Source organism: Methylovirgula ligni (genome assembly GCF_004135935.1).
Lineage (GTDB): Bacteria > Pseudomonadota > Alphaproteobacteria > Rhizobiales > Beijerinckiaceae > Methylovirgula > Methylovirgula ligni.
Window position 1 is genome coordinate 866,101 of the sequence record NZ_CP025086.1, and the last position, 13,083, is coordinate 879,183.

The following is a 13,083-nucleotide window of genomic DNA, read 5'->3' on the forward strand; positions in this document are numbered from 1 at the left end:
TTCGGTGAAGGCGACCACCGGCTCGCGGGCCGCCCGCTGGCCGAAACCCGTGCCGCCCGATGACGTCACCGAGATCTTCCGCCGCTTCGCAGAAGCCAATCCGCATCCCAACACCGAACTCCATTACAAGAATCCCTTTACCCTGCTCATCGCCGTGGTCCTTTCGGCGCAGGCGACCGACGCTGGCGTCAACAAGGCGACGCCCGCACTTTTCGCCAAGGCGGACAGCCCGGAGAAAATGCTGGCGCTGGGCGAAGATAACGTGCGCGAGCTGATCAAGACGATCGGCCTCTACCGGACCAAGGCCAAGAATGTCATCGGCCTCTCGCGCGCCCTGATCGAGAATTTCGGCGGCAAGGTGCCCCGCGCGCGGGAAGCTCTGGAGACGCTGCCCGGCGTCGGCCGCAAGACCGCCAATGTCGTGCTCAATGTCGCCTTCGGCGAGCCGACCATCGCCGTCGATACGCATATCTTTCGCGTCTCCAACCGTATTCCGCTGGCGCCTGGCAAGACTGTGCGCGAGGTCGAGGACGGGCTCGAGAAGATCATTCCCGAAGCCTATAAGCTGCACGCGCATCATTGGCTGATCCTGCACGGGCGTTACATCTGCCAGGCGCGTAAGCCGCAATGCTGGCGCTGCCTGATCGCGGACCTCTGCCGCTGGCCGAAAAAGACGGCTCTGCCGGGTTAGCGCGGGGGATGTGGCCGGAAAACCGCTTGGCGCTTTTCCTCATCCCGCTCTCGGCCCGCGGCGTGATAGGGTGGCGATTCGAGAGGATCGATCGTGAATGAGCCGCGCCGCCTGATCGCACCCGAAGCGGCCGCCGAGGATCAAGATGCCTCGCTGCGGCCCCTGACGCTCGCCGATTTCACCGGCCAGGAAGCCGCGCGCAAGAATCTCAAAATCTTCATCGAGGCCGCCAAGGCGCGGCGTGACCCGCTCGACCACGTGCTCTTCGTCGGGCCGCCCGGCCTCGGCAAGACGACGCTGGCGCAGATCGTCGCGCGCGAATTGGGCGTGAATTTCCGCTCGACCTCCGGCCCGGTGATCGCCAAGGGCGGCGATCTCGCCGCGCTATTGACGGCGCTCGAAGAACGCGACGTGCTCTTTATCGATGAAATCCACCGGCTGAACCCCGCCGTCGAGGAAATCCTCTATCCGGCGATGGAGGATTTTCAGCTCGATCTCATGGTCGGCACCGGCCCCGGCGCGCGCTCGGTGAAGATCGATCTCGCCAAATTCACGCTCGTCGGCGCGACGACCCGCGCGGGCCTCCTCACCACACCGCTGCGCGACCGCTTCGGCATCCCGGTGCGGCTCGATTTCTATTCCGTGCCGGAACTCGAAACCATCGTCCGCCGCGGCGCGCATGTGCTCGGCGTCGCCATCACCGACGACGGCGCCAACGAGATCGCCAGGCGGGCGCGGGGTACGCCGCGGGTCGCGGGACGCCTGCTGCGCCGGGTTCGCGATTTTGCCGAGGTCGGAGGTGCCAAAAGCGGCATCACCCGCGCCATCGCCGACCGGGCGCTGCGGGCGCTCGATGTCGATGCCATCGGCCTCGATACGATGGACCGGCGCTATCTCTCCCTCATCGCGACGAACTTCGGCGGCGGCCCCGTCGGGATCGAGACGCTGGCAGCGGCGCTCTCCGAGCCGCGTGACGCGATCGAGGACATTATCGAACCCTATCTGATCCAGCAGGGCTTTCTGCAGCGCACGCCGCGCGGCCGGATGCTGACGGCGCAGGCCTTTCGCCACCTTGGGCTGGAGGCGCCAGCGACGCCGCAGCAATTCGGGCTTTTCGCCTCCGACCCGGAGAATTGAAGCAGCCTTGTACGGCCGGAACGCTCATGTTATCTGCGCCGGCTACCGCAGCGTGCTGGAGAGGTGGCAGAGCGGTTGAATGCACCGCACTCGAAATGCGGCATAGGTGCAAGCCTATCGGGGGTTCGAATCCCTCCCTCTCCGCCACAATCATAGCAAAATAAATAACTTAGCTGCGCTTTTCTGGCCTTGCCATAACGGCTGACCTAACCGCGATTTTGGTGCCTTTTCGGGCGATCGACACAACAAAAAGCCCGCCTAGCTCAGGCGGCCTCTTCTAGAGGCGGCTGTTCGGCTTGTGGCGCGCTATTGTCGCCGCGGGCAACCTCAAACGCGACTTCAAGTTGGTCGCGCGCCTCGGCGACCGGGCCGGGTGTGGCGCTGAAGGCGGCTACGCGCGCTGGACGCTAGTCGTACCATCGAGACAGAACGCCTCTGATCTCCTGATAGGAATATTTGTTTCTTTGCAATAAACCGCTGTGTTCTATAAATGCAATCATCAGCAGCATGCCTTGGCGGCATGCCGAAACCGTCTTGGGATCAAGCATGAGCACGAAGATCGGAATTCGAGTGGGAGAAGCACTTGTAGCAGGCGGCCCGCCAGGGACGGCGGCCGAACCGGAGATCGTGATCGGCGATCTGGACGGTCCGTTTGGATCAGCCTTCGCGAGTTTGCTTGGGAATCAGGTCGCCGGACACACGCGCGTCTTAGCCTTGCTCAACACGGACGTTATGGTTCGACCTGCCACTCTGTGCGTGAGCAAAGTGACCGTCAAAGATACGCGCTACACGAACATCCTCATGGGCACCGTCCAATATGCGACAGCCATGGGCGTTCTCGATGCCGTGCGTAAGGGCGACATCCCTCAGGCGAACGTCAATGATATCGGCATCATTATATCGATCTGGCTGAATCCGTCAGTCGTTGACGTCGAAAAGCTGGACCATAAAATTCTTTTCGATATTCACCGTGAAGCGACAGCGCGCGCCATTCATAAAGCCATGACGAATGAACCGTCTATAGAATGGCTCCTCGAAAATCAGGAAAAAATCGTTCATAAATATTTCGAGCGCGCACTTAAGGGCGAACTGTAGCCTCCCTCATCACCCCCGCCGTCGACGGCGCGGCGAGCAAGTAGAGGGCAGTCGGCTTTAAATTAGAAATACTTTCTAATTTGTCCGCGAACTTCTCCGCAACATTCATAAAGTCATGAGCCGTCCAATGCTCGCGAAGAGCCCTTTGAAGACCCGAAAATAATTGCGCCAACGCGACCTGCCCGCGGGCTGGGGCGTCTTACGCCTCACCGCAAATTATCGTGATGGCTCATCGCGTTCAGCGCCTATTCACGCCGGCACAGATAGCTGCATAAGCATTGCGCGGATCGCCATCGATCAAGGGAATCTCGTCATGAAACTACTGAAGCTTTCATCGCTTCTCGTCACATTGGTGCTGGGGTGTGCCACCCACGCCATTGCCGCGGAGGAAACGGATAATGAAAATCAGGCATGGCTCTCACACGTTTGTTCCCAAGATAACGACAGAGCCAAGGCGGCCGAACGGGAACAACATTACGTCGACCACGTTGCAGAGCATTTGAATCTGACGGACAAACAAAAAGCAGCATTCAAGGATCTTGAAGACACGCGCCATGAGCTTCGCGCTGACAACAAAGCCCATGTGTGCGCAAACAAGCCGGACCTTTCGACGTTGGAGAAACGGCTGGCATTCATACAGAGTCTGCTTGAGAACCGCGTTGCATTCTTGAAGGCAACAACGCCAAAAATTCTCGCTTTTTACAATAGCCTCGACGAAAAACAGAAAGCGGAATTCGACGGCGTCTTACAGTCTCAACATCATCACCACGGCAGCTGGCATCATCATTGGCGCGATTCAGGCAGGTGGCATCACCACCATCATCATCACGAAGACTGATCTATTCAGCTTCGAGCCAGAGCAACAAAAGGCCGCCCCGAAGGCGGCTTTTTCTGGCATCCTTGGCGCGGCGAGCAGTTAGAGGGCTTTGGGACTCAAATCCAAAACGCGTTTTGGATTTTGACCGAATGTTTCTGCAACATGCATCATGTTGCGCGCGCTTTGTTCGCTCATTCCAAACTCGGCCTCGATCCACGGCAAGAAGTTGCCGTGGCCGAGAGACTTTGTTTTGAGCGATAAGGTCGCGCGTCGATCATCGCCGCGCTAGAGGGCTGTATCTTACTTGCTGCGATCTATCGGCCCCTGCACCGTTTTAACGGCGTTCTTCGCATAAGTAAGCGCCATCTCAATGAAATATCTCAACGTCCGATCATCGGCGTGTTCCGCTGCTATCCGCGCATCCTCAAGCGCATAGATCGCCTCCAAAATATTTCGATCCTTCGCCGTAGAAATTTCCGATTTCGAGTTAGGCATAATTTCTCCCCAGCCATGCGTGGAGAGAGAAATCTAACGGTCCCCGCTCAATTCGGCGATTATCGTCACAAGTTCTATGACCAAACGCCTTGCTTGCGGATTCAAGATCTTTAGAAACTCTCTGGTTAGTTCGACGCCTTCTTGGACGGCTGTTTCGGATAGATCCTCCCGCGGAAAACCGACCGAGCCAGTAGTGATTGTCAACAGTTTCTCAAGGATCTCGCGTACTGCAGATATCTCTCTGGATTTGATTTCCTCAATGCTTTCCTTCTTCGCTTGATCCAGCGAAGATTTACTAAATTTATACTTCATTTTTTAAATCCTGCCCATATAGGAACAGCGCAATTGCGCCGGTTTGGTTAACCAGCGGCATGGCGATTACTGACAACATTGTGATTTTAACAAGGCGACGTTGCGTAAGTGCGGTGCCAGAGATGCACTCATAGCCGGGACTACGCCGCGTCTTCTGTGTGATTTGTTCCATTAAGCTTCTGAGGAAAACGGCTCGGTGCCTTTAGGCGGCCGTCTGCTGAGCGGTACAACGGGAATTTAAAGGGCGGTGCGCTGCTTAACCGGAAACAGCGCTGCTCTGTATGGCCTGAGACCGCAGAAGCCACAAAGTCTGCATTGCCAGAGCGCGCCGCTGTTCAATGCGCAGCCCTGCCCGCCAAAAGACGCTCTCCATTTGTGCTCGCGTGAAGACGTTGATCCACGTATCGCGCGTTACGCCTGGCTCCGACGTTCTGTCGTCAGCCTGATTATAGCTGGTCAAAATGAAAGGAAATACGCGCGCCAAGTTGCTGAGTAGGGTCCGAAGCCCGGTTGCGCGCCAATTCCAGATACGAGATCTGCTCAAGCAGCGCTCGAATGGCGGCGCGAGCATCGCCACCATGCTCGGCCCGACAACGCCGATAAGATTCAATTTTATTATTTTTTCCTGATGGATTTTTACGTCGCTCTTCGTCATCTGCGCCAAAGCGCAGAGGCGAATTCAAGTCTCGATTGCTCCGAACCTCGGTGCGCAGAAGGTAACGGTAAAGCGTGCTCCGCAGCCATCATCACCACGCGTAATCCGCAACGTGCCGTTGATCTGCTGAACAAGCGAAAGAATGATCTTCATCCCAAGCCCGTTGCTTTTTGTAGGATCGAACCCCGCCGGAAACCCCGGCCCATTATCCAACACCGAGAGCGAATGGCCGAGCGTCGGGGAGGTTTCCAACCGAACGACGACATTGCTCTTGGCATATTTTGCCGAGTTGGTGACCAGCTCGGCGACGATAAACCCCAGCGGCGTCGCGAACAGAGTGGGTATCTCCAACTTCGCGCCTTCGACGCGGATGACGTGACCAGTTTGCCCCCGCAGGAGGCCGGAGAGATCCTCGCATAGCTGCTGGAGATATTGCCTAAATTCCACGTTCTCTTGATGATCGAGGACATGGAGACGCCGATGCACGCGGCCAAAGGCGGCGACGCGGCGGGCCGCAGCGTCCAAATGCGCGGCGGCTTCGGCTGACGCTCCCCGGCTTTGCATGGACAGCAGGCTTGTAATCAATTGAAGACTGTTGATGAGACGGTGGTCGAATTCCTGCGCGAGCATGTCTTGACGTTGGAACAGGGCGCTCTTCTCGCGGAGCAAGGCTGCTTCCCGGGCGAGAGCGGCCTGCAGTTCGTCCGTCAACGCATCATGCCGCGCCTGTTCGCGCTTGGCGTTTCTGATGGCGGGCAGCCACGGGAGCTGCAACAGACGGCGTTCCGTTGTCCGCGTATTACTCATAGCATTCACTCCCGACTTTTTATGAAGCCGAAAAAGCTGATTGGAGAGGGACTCGGCGCGGCTTCGAGCAGCACGCTCTATTCCCCACGGGCGACCATTGCACGGCACCTGAACCGAGACTGTTCAAAAGTGCTCACGATCGAAATAAACGAAGATATGACTAACGCGTACAAACCTGGCAAAAAGCCCGTCGCTTTGCTGGCGTGGCGGCCTTCTACCCGTGACGAAAGCTGCCACGCCGAGAAGAAGGCGTTTAATTTAGCTCAGACTCGTCCGAACCATTATGCCAGGAGCAACGTTCATCTGAAGCCCCGGCTTCACGCAGGCGATCTCGAAAGAACGCGATATGAAAAAATTTCTGACGTTATTCCTAGTAGCCTTTGTCACTTTCTTTTTCGCGGCGCGTGCCATGGCGGATTCGGTGATCCTGGGCCCAAACGGTGTTGCGGTCGGCATGCATCACGACCACCACGGGAGCGATGAAGGCCTGCATCATTTGAAAAGCCACGACGATCACGATGTCGGCCATAATCATGCCGCTGATCGAGGCCACGATAAAGTTCACACCGAATAATGCCAGAGGCATGCGGCGGCTCAGAAGCCGCTGCACCAATCTCGTTCGTCGATTTAACTCAGGCGGTGATACTTGCTGAACAAAATGACGCGGTGTTCATCGCTTTCCCCGCTGGGATCGGAATTTGACACCTTCCTGTTCGCGCCTGTAGGCGAGGACAGAAATGGAATGTTGCTCAGCGTGCTTTCGGTGCTGACACGTCTTGGGGTCGATCCCTGGCGGGAAGCTGCCCAATTGGCTCGCCTCCCCGGAGAAACTGCAACCCTGAGATTGGCCTCATTTATTGCAGCACTTCCCGCCGAACAGACAGCAGATTCGGCCCCTGAAATGGCTGCGGCGCGCCTGATCGCGCTATTGCCGCGTGCGACGCCTTTCAGTGCGCCAACGCGGGCGACTGAAATCGGCGCAGGCGGAGCCAATAGGTTGCGAGGCGCCGTCTTTGCGCTTTTCTTCAGCGCCATCACTGTGGCGCTTTTGATCAGCGCTCAATTGACCGTCGCAAACCATCAGCAGCCGGCGCGCGGTGACAACCCTCTTCCGGGAGTTTCCAGCGTGCACGCCCCTTCGACACCCACAGGGTGGAGGGGACATTAGGCGCGGCAAAGATTGTCACGGCGGTTCAATAGTCCGCGGGTGATCCGCCAGCACCACGCTGAGCAACGAACTGTGAACTTCAAGATGGCCGTTGTAATCGATGAAGCCGGCCTTGCGGAACTTGTTCATGAAATGGCTGACGCGTGATCGCGTCGTGCCGACCATCTCGGCGAGGGTTTCCTGACTGATCTTTGCGATCACCGGCTCCGGCCGTCCTTCCTTGCCGAAATTGGCCAGGAGCAACAGCAGCCGGGCAAGCCTTTTCTCCGTTGAGTTGAAGAGCTGGTCGACAAGGTCCTCTTCAACCCGGGCATTCCGAGCCAGAATATGGGCGACGAACATCTGGGAAAAGGTGGGCTCGTCTCGAAGCACGCGCATGATTTCCGTTTTTTCTACGCGCATCGTTACGCAATCGGTCATTGCGCTCGCCGTGGCCAGCCGCTTCGGCTGACCGATCAAACATCCCTCGCCGACGAATTCGTCTGCGCCCAAAATCGCGACGACAGCTTCCTTGCCGTGCTTCGAGACGACGGTGACTTTGACCTTGCCCTTTTGGATGTAGAAAATCGCATCCGCATCATCGCCTTGCGCAAAAAGAATTTCACGCTTGCGATGCGCGGCAACGACGCGGCCCTTGGCTGCGGTCTCCAAAAACACCGCGGGGTCAAACCGCCGTTTTTCCGCTCCGGATTTTTTGCGGGGACGCTTCGGCACGTTCATCCTGCCTCCTTGCCATTTGGGGCATTCAGTACAGTCGCGATGACGCGAGTGTATAAAATGGCTCACTTCCACAAAAAAGAGTGCTTCACCTTTTCGTTTGGCCTCGCCCCTTCTTCAATAACTTAGGAACGAACGGGTCTCTCGGCCATTGCTATTACGTAACTTATTATCTTTTCGAGGAAATAGACATGAGACAAACCATAAGAAACATCCTTTTCGCGAGTACTGCGGTGCTGGCGCTGTCTTTGGCTCCTTCCATTGCAGATGCTCGCGGCGGCGGCGGCCATGGTGGCGGTGGTCACGGCGGTGGCGGTCACATGGGTGGCGGCCATATGGGCGGTGGTCATGCAGGCGGGCATTTTGCCGGCGGTCACCACGGCCATGGCGGCCGATATGCCGGCGGCGGCTACAGGCATGGATATGGATACGGCGGATACGGTGGCTATTGCGGGCCGATCCAGATAGCCGCAGGCCTCTGCAACAACGGATACGGTTACTGAAAGCGATCAGGTTTAGGATCTGATCGTTTTCTTGCCGAGCGGACGAGGAATTGATTCAGGCGATCAGGAGCGTCGCCTGGAGCAATAAAACCGCCGCGGCCAAGCCCCTCATGCTGACTGTCGGGCTTTCTCATCCAGATTGTCGCTCGACGGTCTCCGCTCCCAGCGATGCCAATGTTGGGCGAAGGCGGGCAAGTCTCCGAAAACATCGACGTGCGCGACATTGGCGCGTGCGTCGAGCATCTTTTCCGAGAATTTGAGCTTGAGAAGTCGTCCGTGCGGATTTGGACGTCGTTGCCGAACACATCGTTGAGCGTGCTCGCAGCGAATGCGATCTCCCCGTTCCCGACGACTTCCTAAGGGACGTACAGTGACGTCGCGAGCCGCCGAAACCCGACAAACGACAGACCGGAGATTTCCTCCTCATCGGTGACGAGCCGATCCCACGCAGCTTCCGACCTGCATCGGATCAGTGGGCCATTGATCTCACATTTGCAAAGCCGCGGATTTGTGGGAATCATAACGTCGTGCAACTCAGAATTCTGCTCATCGACAGTGACGAGGCCCGCGCCCAGGCGCTGCGGGAGAAGCTGCTCGAGTCCGGGTTCGCCGAGGTTCTGCAAGCCCGGGAGGGCGCCAATCTCGTCGAGGCCGTGGAGAGCACCAAGCCGGATCTCGTCATCATCGACATGGCGCTCCCCGACCGCGACGCGCTTGAGGACGTGCGCGCGGTCTCGGCCGTCAAGCCGGTGGTGATGTTCGCCGACAGCGGCGATATCGGCTTTGTCGAGGAGGCGATCGCGGCGGGCGTCTGCTCCTACAATCTCTCCGGCGTCGCGCTTCAGGATGTGAAGCCGATCATGGCCTCGGCGATCGCGCTGTTCCGCCGCTACCGTCAGGTGGAAACGGAGCTTTCGGCCGCCAAGACGCTGCTGGAGGAGCGCCGGGCGATCGAGCGCGCCAAGGCGATCTTGATGAAACACCGCAAGATGACGGAGCCCGAGGCCTATCGCTGGCTGCGAAAGAAGGCGATGGACGAAAACCGCAAGCTGGCGCAGGTCGTCGCACAATTCGTCCGCGAGCATGATATTGAGCCTGCGCCGCAGGCGGAGAAAAAACGCCCATGAGCGAGATCGTCTCTTTGTCCGCCGCGCGCAAGGCCGCGGCGCCGAAAATGCGGATTGGCCTGCTGCATCTCACCGATGGCGCGCCAGCGATGGTGGCGCATGAGTTCGGCTATTTCGCCGACGAAGGGGTCGAGACGGAGCTTTCGGTCGAACCGTCCTGGGCCAACATCGCCGACAAGCTCGCCTTCGGCTTTCTCGATGCCGCGGTGCTCGTGCCGCCGCTCGCCTTCGCCGTGCAGCTCGGCCTGCGCGGCGCGATGCAGCCATTGCTGATCCCGTCGGCAATCAATTCGCGCGGCAGCACGATCACGCTCAATAATTCCCTCGCGCGCGAGATCTACGATCGCGCGGTGCGGGAAAATCTTACAACCGTCGAAGCCTTCGCGGCGGTGCTGCGCGCCCGCCCTACGGCGCTCGGCATCGTCCATGCCTTTTCGACGCATAATCTCTATTTGCGCTATTGGCTTGCGACGGCCGGGATCGAAGCGGGACGCGACGTCAAGCTGATTGTCGTCCCGCCGGCGCGGGCTGTCGAAGCTCTGACGAGCGGCCAGATCGCCGGCTTCTGTGCTGGCGCGCCCTGGGGCGAGGTGGCGCGACGCGCCGGTGCCGGCGTCACCATCGCGACTTCGCACGATATTTGGGCCAATGCGCCGGAGAAGGTTTTCGCGGTGCGCGCGCGCTGGGCGGAGGAAAATCCCGAAGCACTCGCCGCCAGCCTGCGGGCGCTCTTGCGGGCGGCACAATTCTGCGACGCGCCAGAGAACGCCTCCTATATCGCGGCGCTGCTCTCACGCCGCCGCTACTTCGCGCTCGACAGCCACGCGATCCTCGCCTCGTTGCCAGGTGGCGTCATGGGCGATGGCGCCTGCGTCTTCTATCGCGGCGCTGCGACCTTCCCGTGGCGTTCGCAGGGGCTTTGGTTTCTCAACGAAATGCGCCGCTGGGGCCTCATTGATCCGGCGACCGATCTGCGTGAACTCGTCGAACGTGTCTACCGGCCGGATTTTCATCGCGCGGCCGCGCAAGCGCTGGGCCTCCCTGCGCCGACTGCGGACTGGAAAACCGAGGGCGCCCACGACGCGCCCTGGACGCTCGACGCCCAGCCAGAGACGATTGCCATGCCAGCCGATCGCTTCTGCGATGGCAGCATTTTCGTCCCGGAGAATGTCGCGGTGATCGACGCAACAACGGCCAAAAGTGCACTGCACAAACTTTGAGCCTGCTGTTCAGCATCCGGGCGTTTTGCCCGCCGTCGAACCGAACTCCACGTTCCGGTTTTGGGTGCCTGGCTCTGCAAATGTGCTGGCACGTCTCTTGCGACCGTGTGGATATCGGCACGGGCTTTTGCCGCCGATCGCGACCTGTCTAACGGCGGACAGTTTCGTATCAGCAACGTTTCTCGCGAGCTAATGGCGGTTCGCAATCCGGAAAAATTCCGGCAGCGCTGAGCGCTGACGCGTGCCTATGCCGATGAAACTCATCTTGTTCAGAGCGGCTCTTCCGCCAACACCCGTGATGATCTCGCGCGTGGGCGTTACCCGCTGCCCCGGCTTGTGCTGCGCGCCACTCTCGCCTGCCCGATATGCACCTGAGGATCAGACAGGATGAAGACGCATAAGATTGAGCAGCTCATCATCGCGACCGTGGGCTTCTTCTGGTGCTTCCTGATGTGGTTTTCGACCGCAGCTTTCAGCCCGAGCATCGCGGCGCATTATCATTTGAGCATTAAGGCGCTGGGCCTGCTGGCGAGTTCGGCGATCTGGATGGCGCCGGTCGGCCGCATCCTTGCCGGATGGGCCGCGGACCGTTTCGGCGCGCCGCGCACATTCGCCGTCATCCTCGCCGTTTGCGGCCTTGTCTCGATCGCTTCGGCATTCACCGAGAATTACACGCTTCTCTTCACCGAACGGGTGATCGTCGCCATCGCCGGCGTCTCCTTCGTCGTCGGCATCCAGCATGTCGCGCAATGGTTCAACGCCAATGAAATCGGCACCGCCGAAGGTCTTTATGCGGGCACCGGCAATGTCGGCGCCGGCATGGGCGCGCTGGTCCTGCCGCGCCTCTTCGGCACCGATTATCACGCGGCCTTTCTTTGGCTGGGCATAATCGCGCTGTTCGTCGCGGCCTGGTATCTCCTGCGCGGCCGCGCCGCCAAGAGCAACGAACTGCGCGACACCGCCCGCGCCCGCAGCGATCTGCGCAGCACGGTCTTCGTCTGGAGCCGTTATATCGCCGTGGCGCTGATGCTCGCCTATGCGATGTCCTTCGGCCTCGAAATCGCGATGAACGCCTGGCTGCCGGGCTATTTCACCCATGGCTTCCATGACGCGATCCTCGCGCTCGGATTCAAGAATGTCGCGGGTCTGCAAATCGCCGCCGGAACCTTCGCCGCAGTCGAATCCTTCTGCGCGTCGCTGTTCCGGCCGTTCGCAGGCTTCATGTCCGATCTCTTCCAGCGCAAGGGCTGGACGCCGCTGCCCTTCATCGCCAAGTCGCTGCCTTACGCGCCACGGCTGCACTGGCTTGCCATCGCGCTGATCCTCATCACTTTCGCGATGGGCGGGCTCACCTTCGCGGGCCTGACCGGATCGCTACACCTCTCGGTCATCACGCTGGTCGCGCTCGGCATCTTCATCTCGTTCGGAACCGGCGGCACATTCGCGCTCGTGCCCTTACTGTTCCCGGATCGACCCGGCGCCGCCGCGGGCTTCATCGGCGGCGTCTCCACCGTGGGCGGCATCGTCTATCCGCTGATCTTCGCGGCGGGTCCGAATATCCACATGGGCTATCTCTATGTCGCCCTCTACATCTTCGTGCCGATCATCCTCTTCTACTTCTGGGCGGCGCGTTATGAGCGCCACCCCGAGGAGCACGGCATCTTCACCAGCGCCCTTGCCATCGACAAGGCCTGATCCCCAAACCCACGAGGTTCCCATGCATATGCCCACGCAATCCATCACGCAGGAAGCCTACGAGCCCTGGTACAAATACGGGGTCGCCTTCCTCACGATCGAGATGGTCATCGCCATCGCGGTGAGCGCCTATTCGCTGTTCATGACCTTCCACGGTCTAGGCGGCTTTCCCGGCAAGCATTGATCGAGGAGATCGCAGATGACGCCTGCACAGATCGTGCTCGTCCAGACGAGCTTTGAAAAGGTCGTACCGATTGCCGATACCGCGGCGGCGCTGTTCTACCAGCGCCTCTTCGAGATCGCGCCGGATGTCCGGCCGCTGTTCAAGACCAACATGAGCGAACAGGGCAGAAAACTGATGGCGACGCTCGGCACTGTCGTGCGCAGCCTCGACCGGCTCGATGCCGTCATGCCCGCCGTGAAGACGCTCGCCGCCCGTCACGTGGACTACGGCGTCAAGCCGCAGCACTACGAGCCGGTCGGCGCGGCGCTTCTGTGGACGCTGAAGCAGGGGTTGGGCGATGCCTTCACACCCGAGACGGCCGAAGCCTGGGGCACAGCCTATGGCCTGCTCAGCGGCGCGATGATCGAGGCCGCCCATTCTCCCTCCGAAGCCTGACGGACCGAAGATGTTTCAAGACGAA

At 59.6% G+C, this 13,083-nt stretch carries 17 protein-coding genes and 1 tRNA gene; 12 read left to right on the top strand and 6 right to left on the bottom strand.

Translation table 11 applies throughout. From position 1 onward, the window contains the following. Positions 1-4 precede the first annotated feature (4 nt). The 5 genes from nth (at position 5) to CWB41_RS04135 (ending at position 3,761) form a co-directional block, all read left to right on the top strand. Positions 5-691: an endonuclease III gene (nth, locus tag CWB41_RS04115; RefSeq protein ID WP_342633313.1), complete on the top strand. Its 687-nt coding sequence runs from the start codon at positions 5-7 to the stop codon at positions 689-691. 90 nt (positions 692-781) lie between these two features. Beyond that, on the top strand, positions 782-1,828 hold the full coding sequence (gene ruvB / locus CWB41_RS04120; RefSeq protein WP_115837163.1) for a Holliday junction branch migration DNA helicase RuvB: 1,047 nt from the start codon (positions 782-784) through the stop codon (positions 1,826-1,828). A 57-nt stretch (positions 1,829-1,885) separates the two neighbouring features. Next, a tRNA-Ser gene (locus CWB41_RS04125) sits at positions 1,886-1,975 on the top strand. Between the two features lie 399 nt (positions 1,976-2,374). Continuing rightward, on the top strand, positions 2,375-2,923 hold the full coding sequence (gene fae / locus CWB41_RS04130; protein ID WP_115837389.1) for a formaldehyde-activating enzyme: 549 nt from the start codon (positions 2,375-2,377) through the stop codon (positions 2,921-2,923). Between the two features lie 163 nt (positions 2,924-3,086). Then, positions 3,087-3,761 carry a Spy/CpxP family protein refolding chaperone gene (locus CWB41_RS04135; RefSeq protein ID WP_129396391.1) on the top strand — a complete coding sequence of 225 codons (675 nt, stop codon included), beginning with the start codon at positions 3,087-3,089 and terminating at the stop codon, positions 3,759-3,761. Positions 3,762-4,268: 507 nt separating this feature from the next. Here CWB41_RS04135 and CWB41_RS04145 read toward each other — a convergent pair. The 5 genes from CWB41_RS04145 to CWB41_RS04160 form a co-directional block, all read right to left on the bottom strand. Beyond that, the gene (locus CWB41_RS04145; protein ID WP_115837159.1) at positions 4,269-4,547 is read right to left on the bottom strand and encodes a hypothetical protein; all 279 of its coding nucleotides are present in this window, start codon (positions 4,545-4,547) and stop codon (positions 4,269-4,271) included. After that, complete coding sequence (locus CWB41_RS16115; protein ID WP_147301475.1) at positions 4,537-4,719, bottom strand: hypothetical protein; 183 nt, start codon at positions 4,717-4,719, stop codon at positions 4,537-4,539. Before CWB41_RS16115 ends, CWB41_RS04145 begins: the two co-directional genes overlap by 11 nt. 274 nt (positions 4,720-4,993) lie before the next feature. Beyond that, on the bottom strand, positions 4,994-5,230 hold the full coding sequence (locus CWB41_RS04150; protein WP_129396392.1) for a hypothetical protein: 237 nt from the start codon (positions 5,228-5,230) through the stop codon (positions 4,994-4,996). Beyond that, positions 5,227-6,009, bottom strand: a complete 783-nt coding sequence (locus CWB41_RS04155; protein ID WP_115837157.1) for a sensor histidine kinase — start codon at positions 6,007-6,009, stop codon at positions 5,227-5,229. The genes CWB41_RS04150 and CWB41_RS04155 overlap by 4 nt, the downstream gene beginning before the upstream one ends. Positions 6,010-6,379: 370 nt before the next feature. Beyond that, positions 6,380-6,622, bottom strand: a complete 243-nt coding sequence (locus CWB41_RS04160; protein WP_115837156.1) for a hypothetical protein — start codon at positions 6,620-6,622, stop codon at positions 6,380-6,382. A gap of 33 nt (positions 6,623-6,655) precedes the next feature. On the opposite strand from CWB41_RS04160, the gene CWB41_RS04165 reads away from it, so the two are divergent. Then, entirely contained in the window at positions 6,656-7,177 is a 522-nt protein-coding gene (locus CWB41_RS04165; RefSeq protein ID WP_129396393.1) for a hypothetical protein, read from the top strand. 15 nt (positions 7,178-7,192) lie between these two features. Here the strand turns inward: CWB41_RS04165 and CWB41_RS04170 are convergent, their stop codons facing one another. Further along, positions 7,193-7,897: a Crp/Fnr family transcriptional regulator gene (locus CWB41_RS04170; RefSeq protein WP_115837155.1), complete on the bottom strand. Its 705-nt coding sequence runs from the start codon at positions 7,895-7,897 to the stop codon at positions 7,193-7,195. Positions 7,898-8,155: 258 nt separating this feature from the next. Here CWB41_RS04170 and CWB41_RS04175 point away from each other — a divergent pair, with 258 nt between their 5' ends. The 6 genes from CWB41_RS04175 to CWB41_RS04195 all read left to right on the top strand — a co-directional run bounded on the left by CWB41_RS04175 (position 8,156) and on the right by CWB41_RS04195 (position 13,058). Then, positions 8,156-8,362 (top strand): hypothetical protein, encoded by a 207-nt coding sequence (locus CWB41_RS04175; protein WP_165203976.1) that lies wholly within the window; start codon positions 8,156-8,158, stop codon positions 8,360-8,362. A gap of 562 nt (positions 8,363-8,924) precedes the next feature. Continuing rightward, entirely contained in the window at positions 8,925-9,524 is a 600-nt protein-coding gene (locus tag CWB41_RS04180; RefSeq protein WP_115837153.1) for an ANTAR domain-containing response regulator, read from the top strand. After that, positions 9,521-10,744, top strand: coding sequence for a CmpA/NrtA family ABC transporter substrate-binding protein (locus CWB41_RS04185; RefSeq protein WP_115837152.1), 1,224 nt, complete (start codon positions 9,521-9,523; stop codon positions 10,742-10,744). Before CWB41_RS04180 ends, CWB41_RS04185 begins: the two co-directional genes overlap by 4 nt. A 387-nt stretch (positions 10,745-11,131) precedes the next feature. Further along, positions 11,132-12,439, top strand: a complete 1,308-nt coding sequence (locus CWB41_RS04190) for an MFS transporter (RefSeq protein ID WP_115837151.1) — start codon at positions 11,132-11,134, stop codon at positions 12,437-12,439. Positions 12,440-12,461: 22 nt separating this feature from the next. Beyond that, a complete protein-coding gene (locus tag CWB41_RS16120; protein ID WP_165203979.1) occupies positions 12,462-12,623 on the top strand; it encodes a hypothetical protein in 162 nt (53 codons plus the stop codon). A 15-nt stretch (positions 12,624-12,638) separates the two neighbouring features. Next, the gene (locus CWB41_RS04195) at positions 12,639-13,058 is read left to right on the top strand and encodes a globin family protein (RefSeq protein WP_115837150.1); all 420 of its coding nucleotides are present in this window, start codon (positions 12,639-12,641) and stop codon (positions 13,056-13,058) included. The last annotated feature ends 25 nt before the right edge of the window (positions 13,059-13,083 follow it).

Coding starts and splice junctions, on each gene's coding strand:
- fae (WP_115837389.1), top strand. CDS start 2,375: ATGAGCACGAAGATCGGAATTCGAGTGGGAGAAGCACTTGTAGCAGGC.
- CWB41_RS04145 (WP_115837159.1), bottom strand. CDS start 4,547: ATGAAGTATAAATTTAGTAAATCTTCGCTGGATCAAGCGAAGAAGGAA.
- CWB41_RS16115 (WP_147301475.1), bottom strand. CDS start 4,719: ATGGAACAAATCACACAGAAGACGCGGCGTAGTCCCGGCTATGAGTGC.
- CWB41_RS04155 (WP_115837157.1), bottom strand. CDS start 6,009: ATGAGTAATACGCGGACAACGGAACGCCGTCTGTTGCAGCTCCCGTGG.
- CWB41_RS04170 (WP_115837155.1), bottom strand. CDS start 7,897: ATGAACGTGCCGAAGCGTCCCCGCAAAAAATCCGGAGCGGAAAAACGG.
- CWB41_RS04185 (WP_115837152.1), top strand. CDS start 9,521: ATGAGCGAGATCGTCTCTTTGTCCGCCGCGCGCAAGGCCGCGGCGCCG.
- CWB41_RS04190 (WP_115837151.1), top strand. CDS start 11,132: ATGAAGACGCATAAGATTGAGCAGCTCATCATCGCGACCGTGGGCTTC.
- CWB41_RS16120 (WP_165203979.1), top strand. CDS start 12,462: ATGCATATGCCCACGCAATCCATCACGCAGGAAGCCTACGAGCCCTGG.
- CWB41_RS04195 (WP_115837150.1), top strand. CDS start 12,639: ATGACGCCTGCACAGATCGTGCTCGTCCAGACGAGCTTTGAAAAGGTC.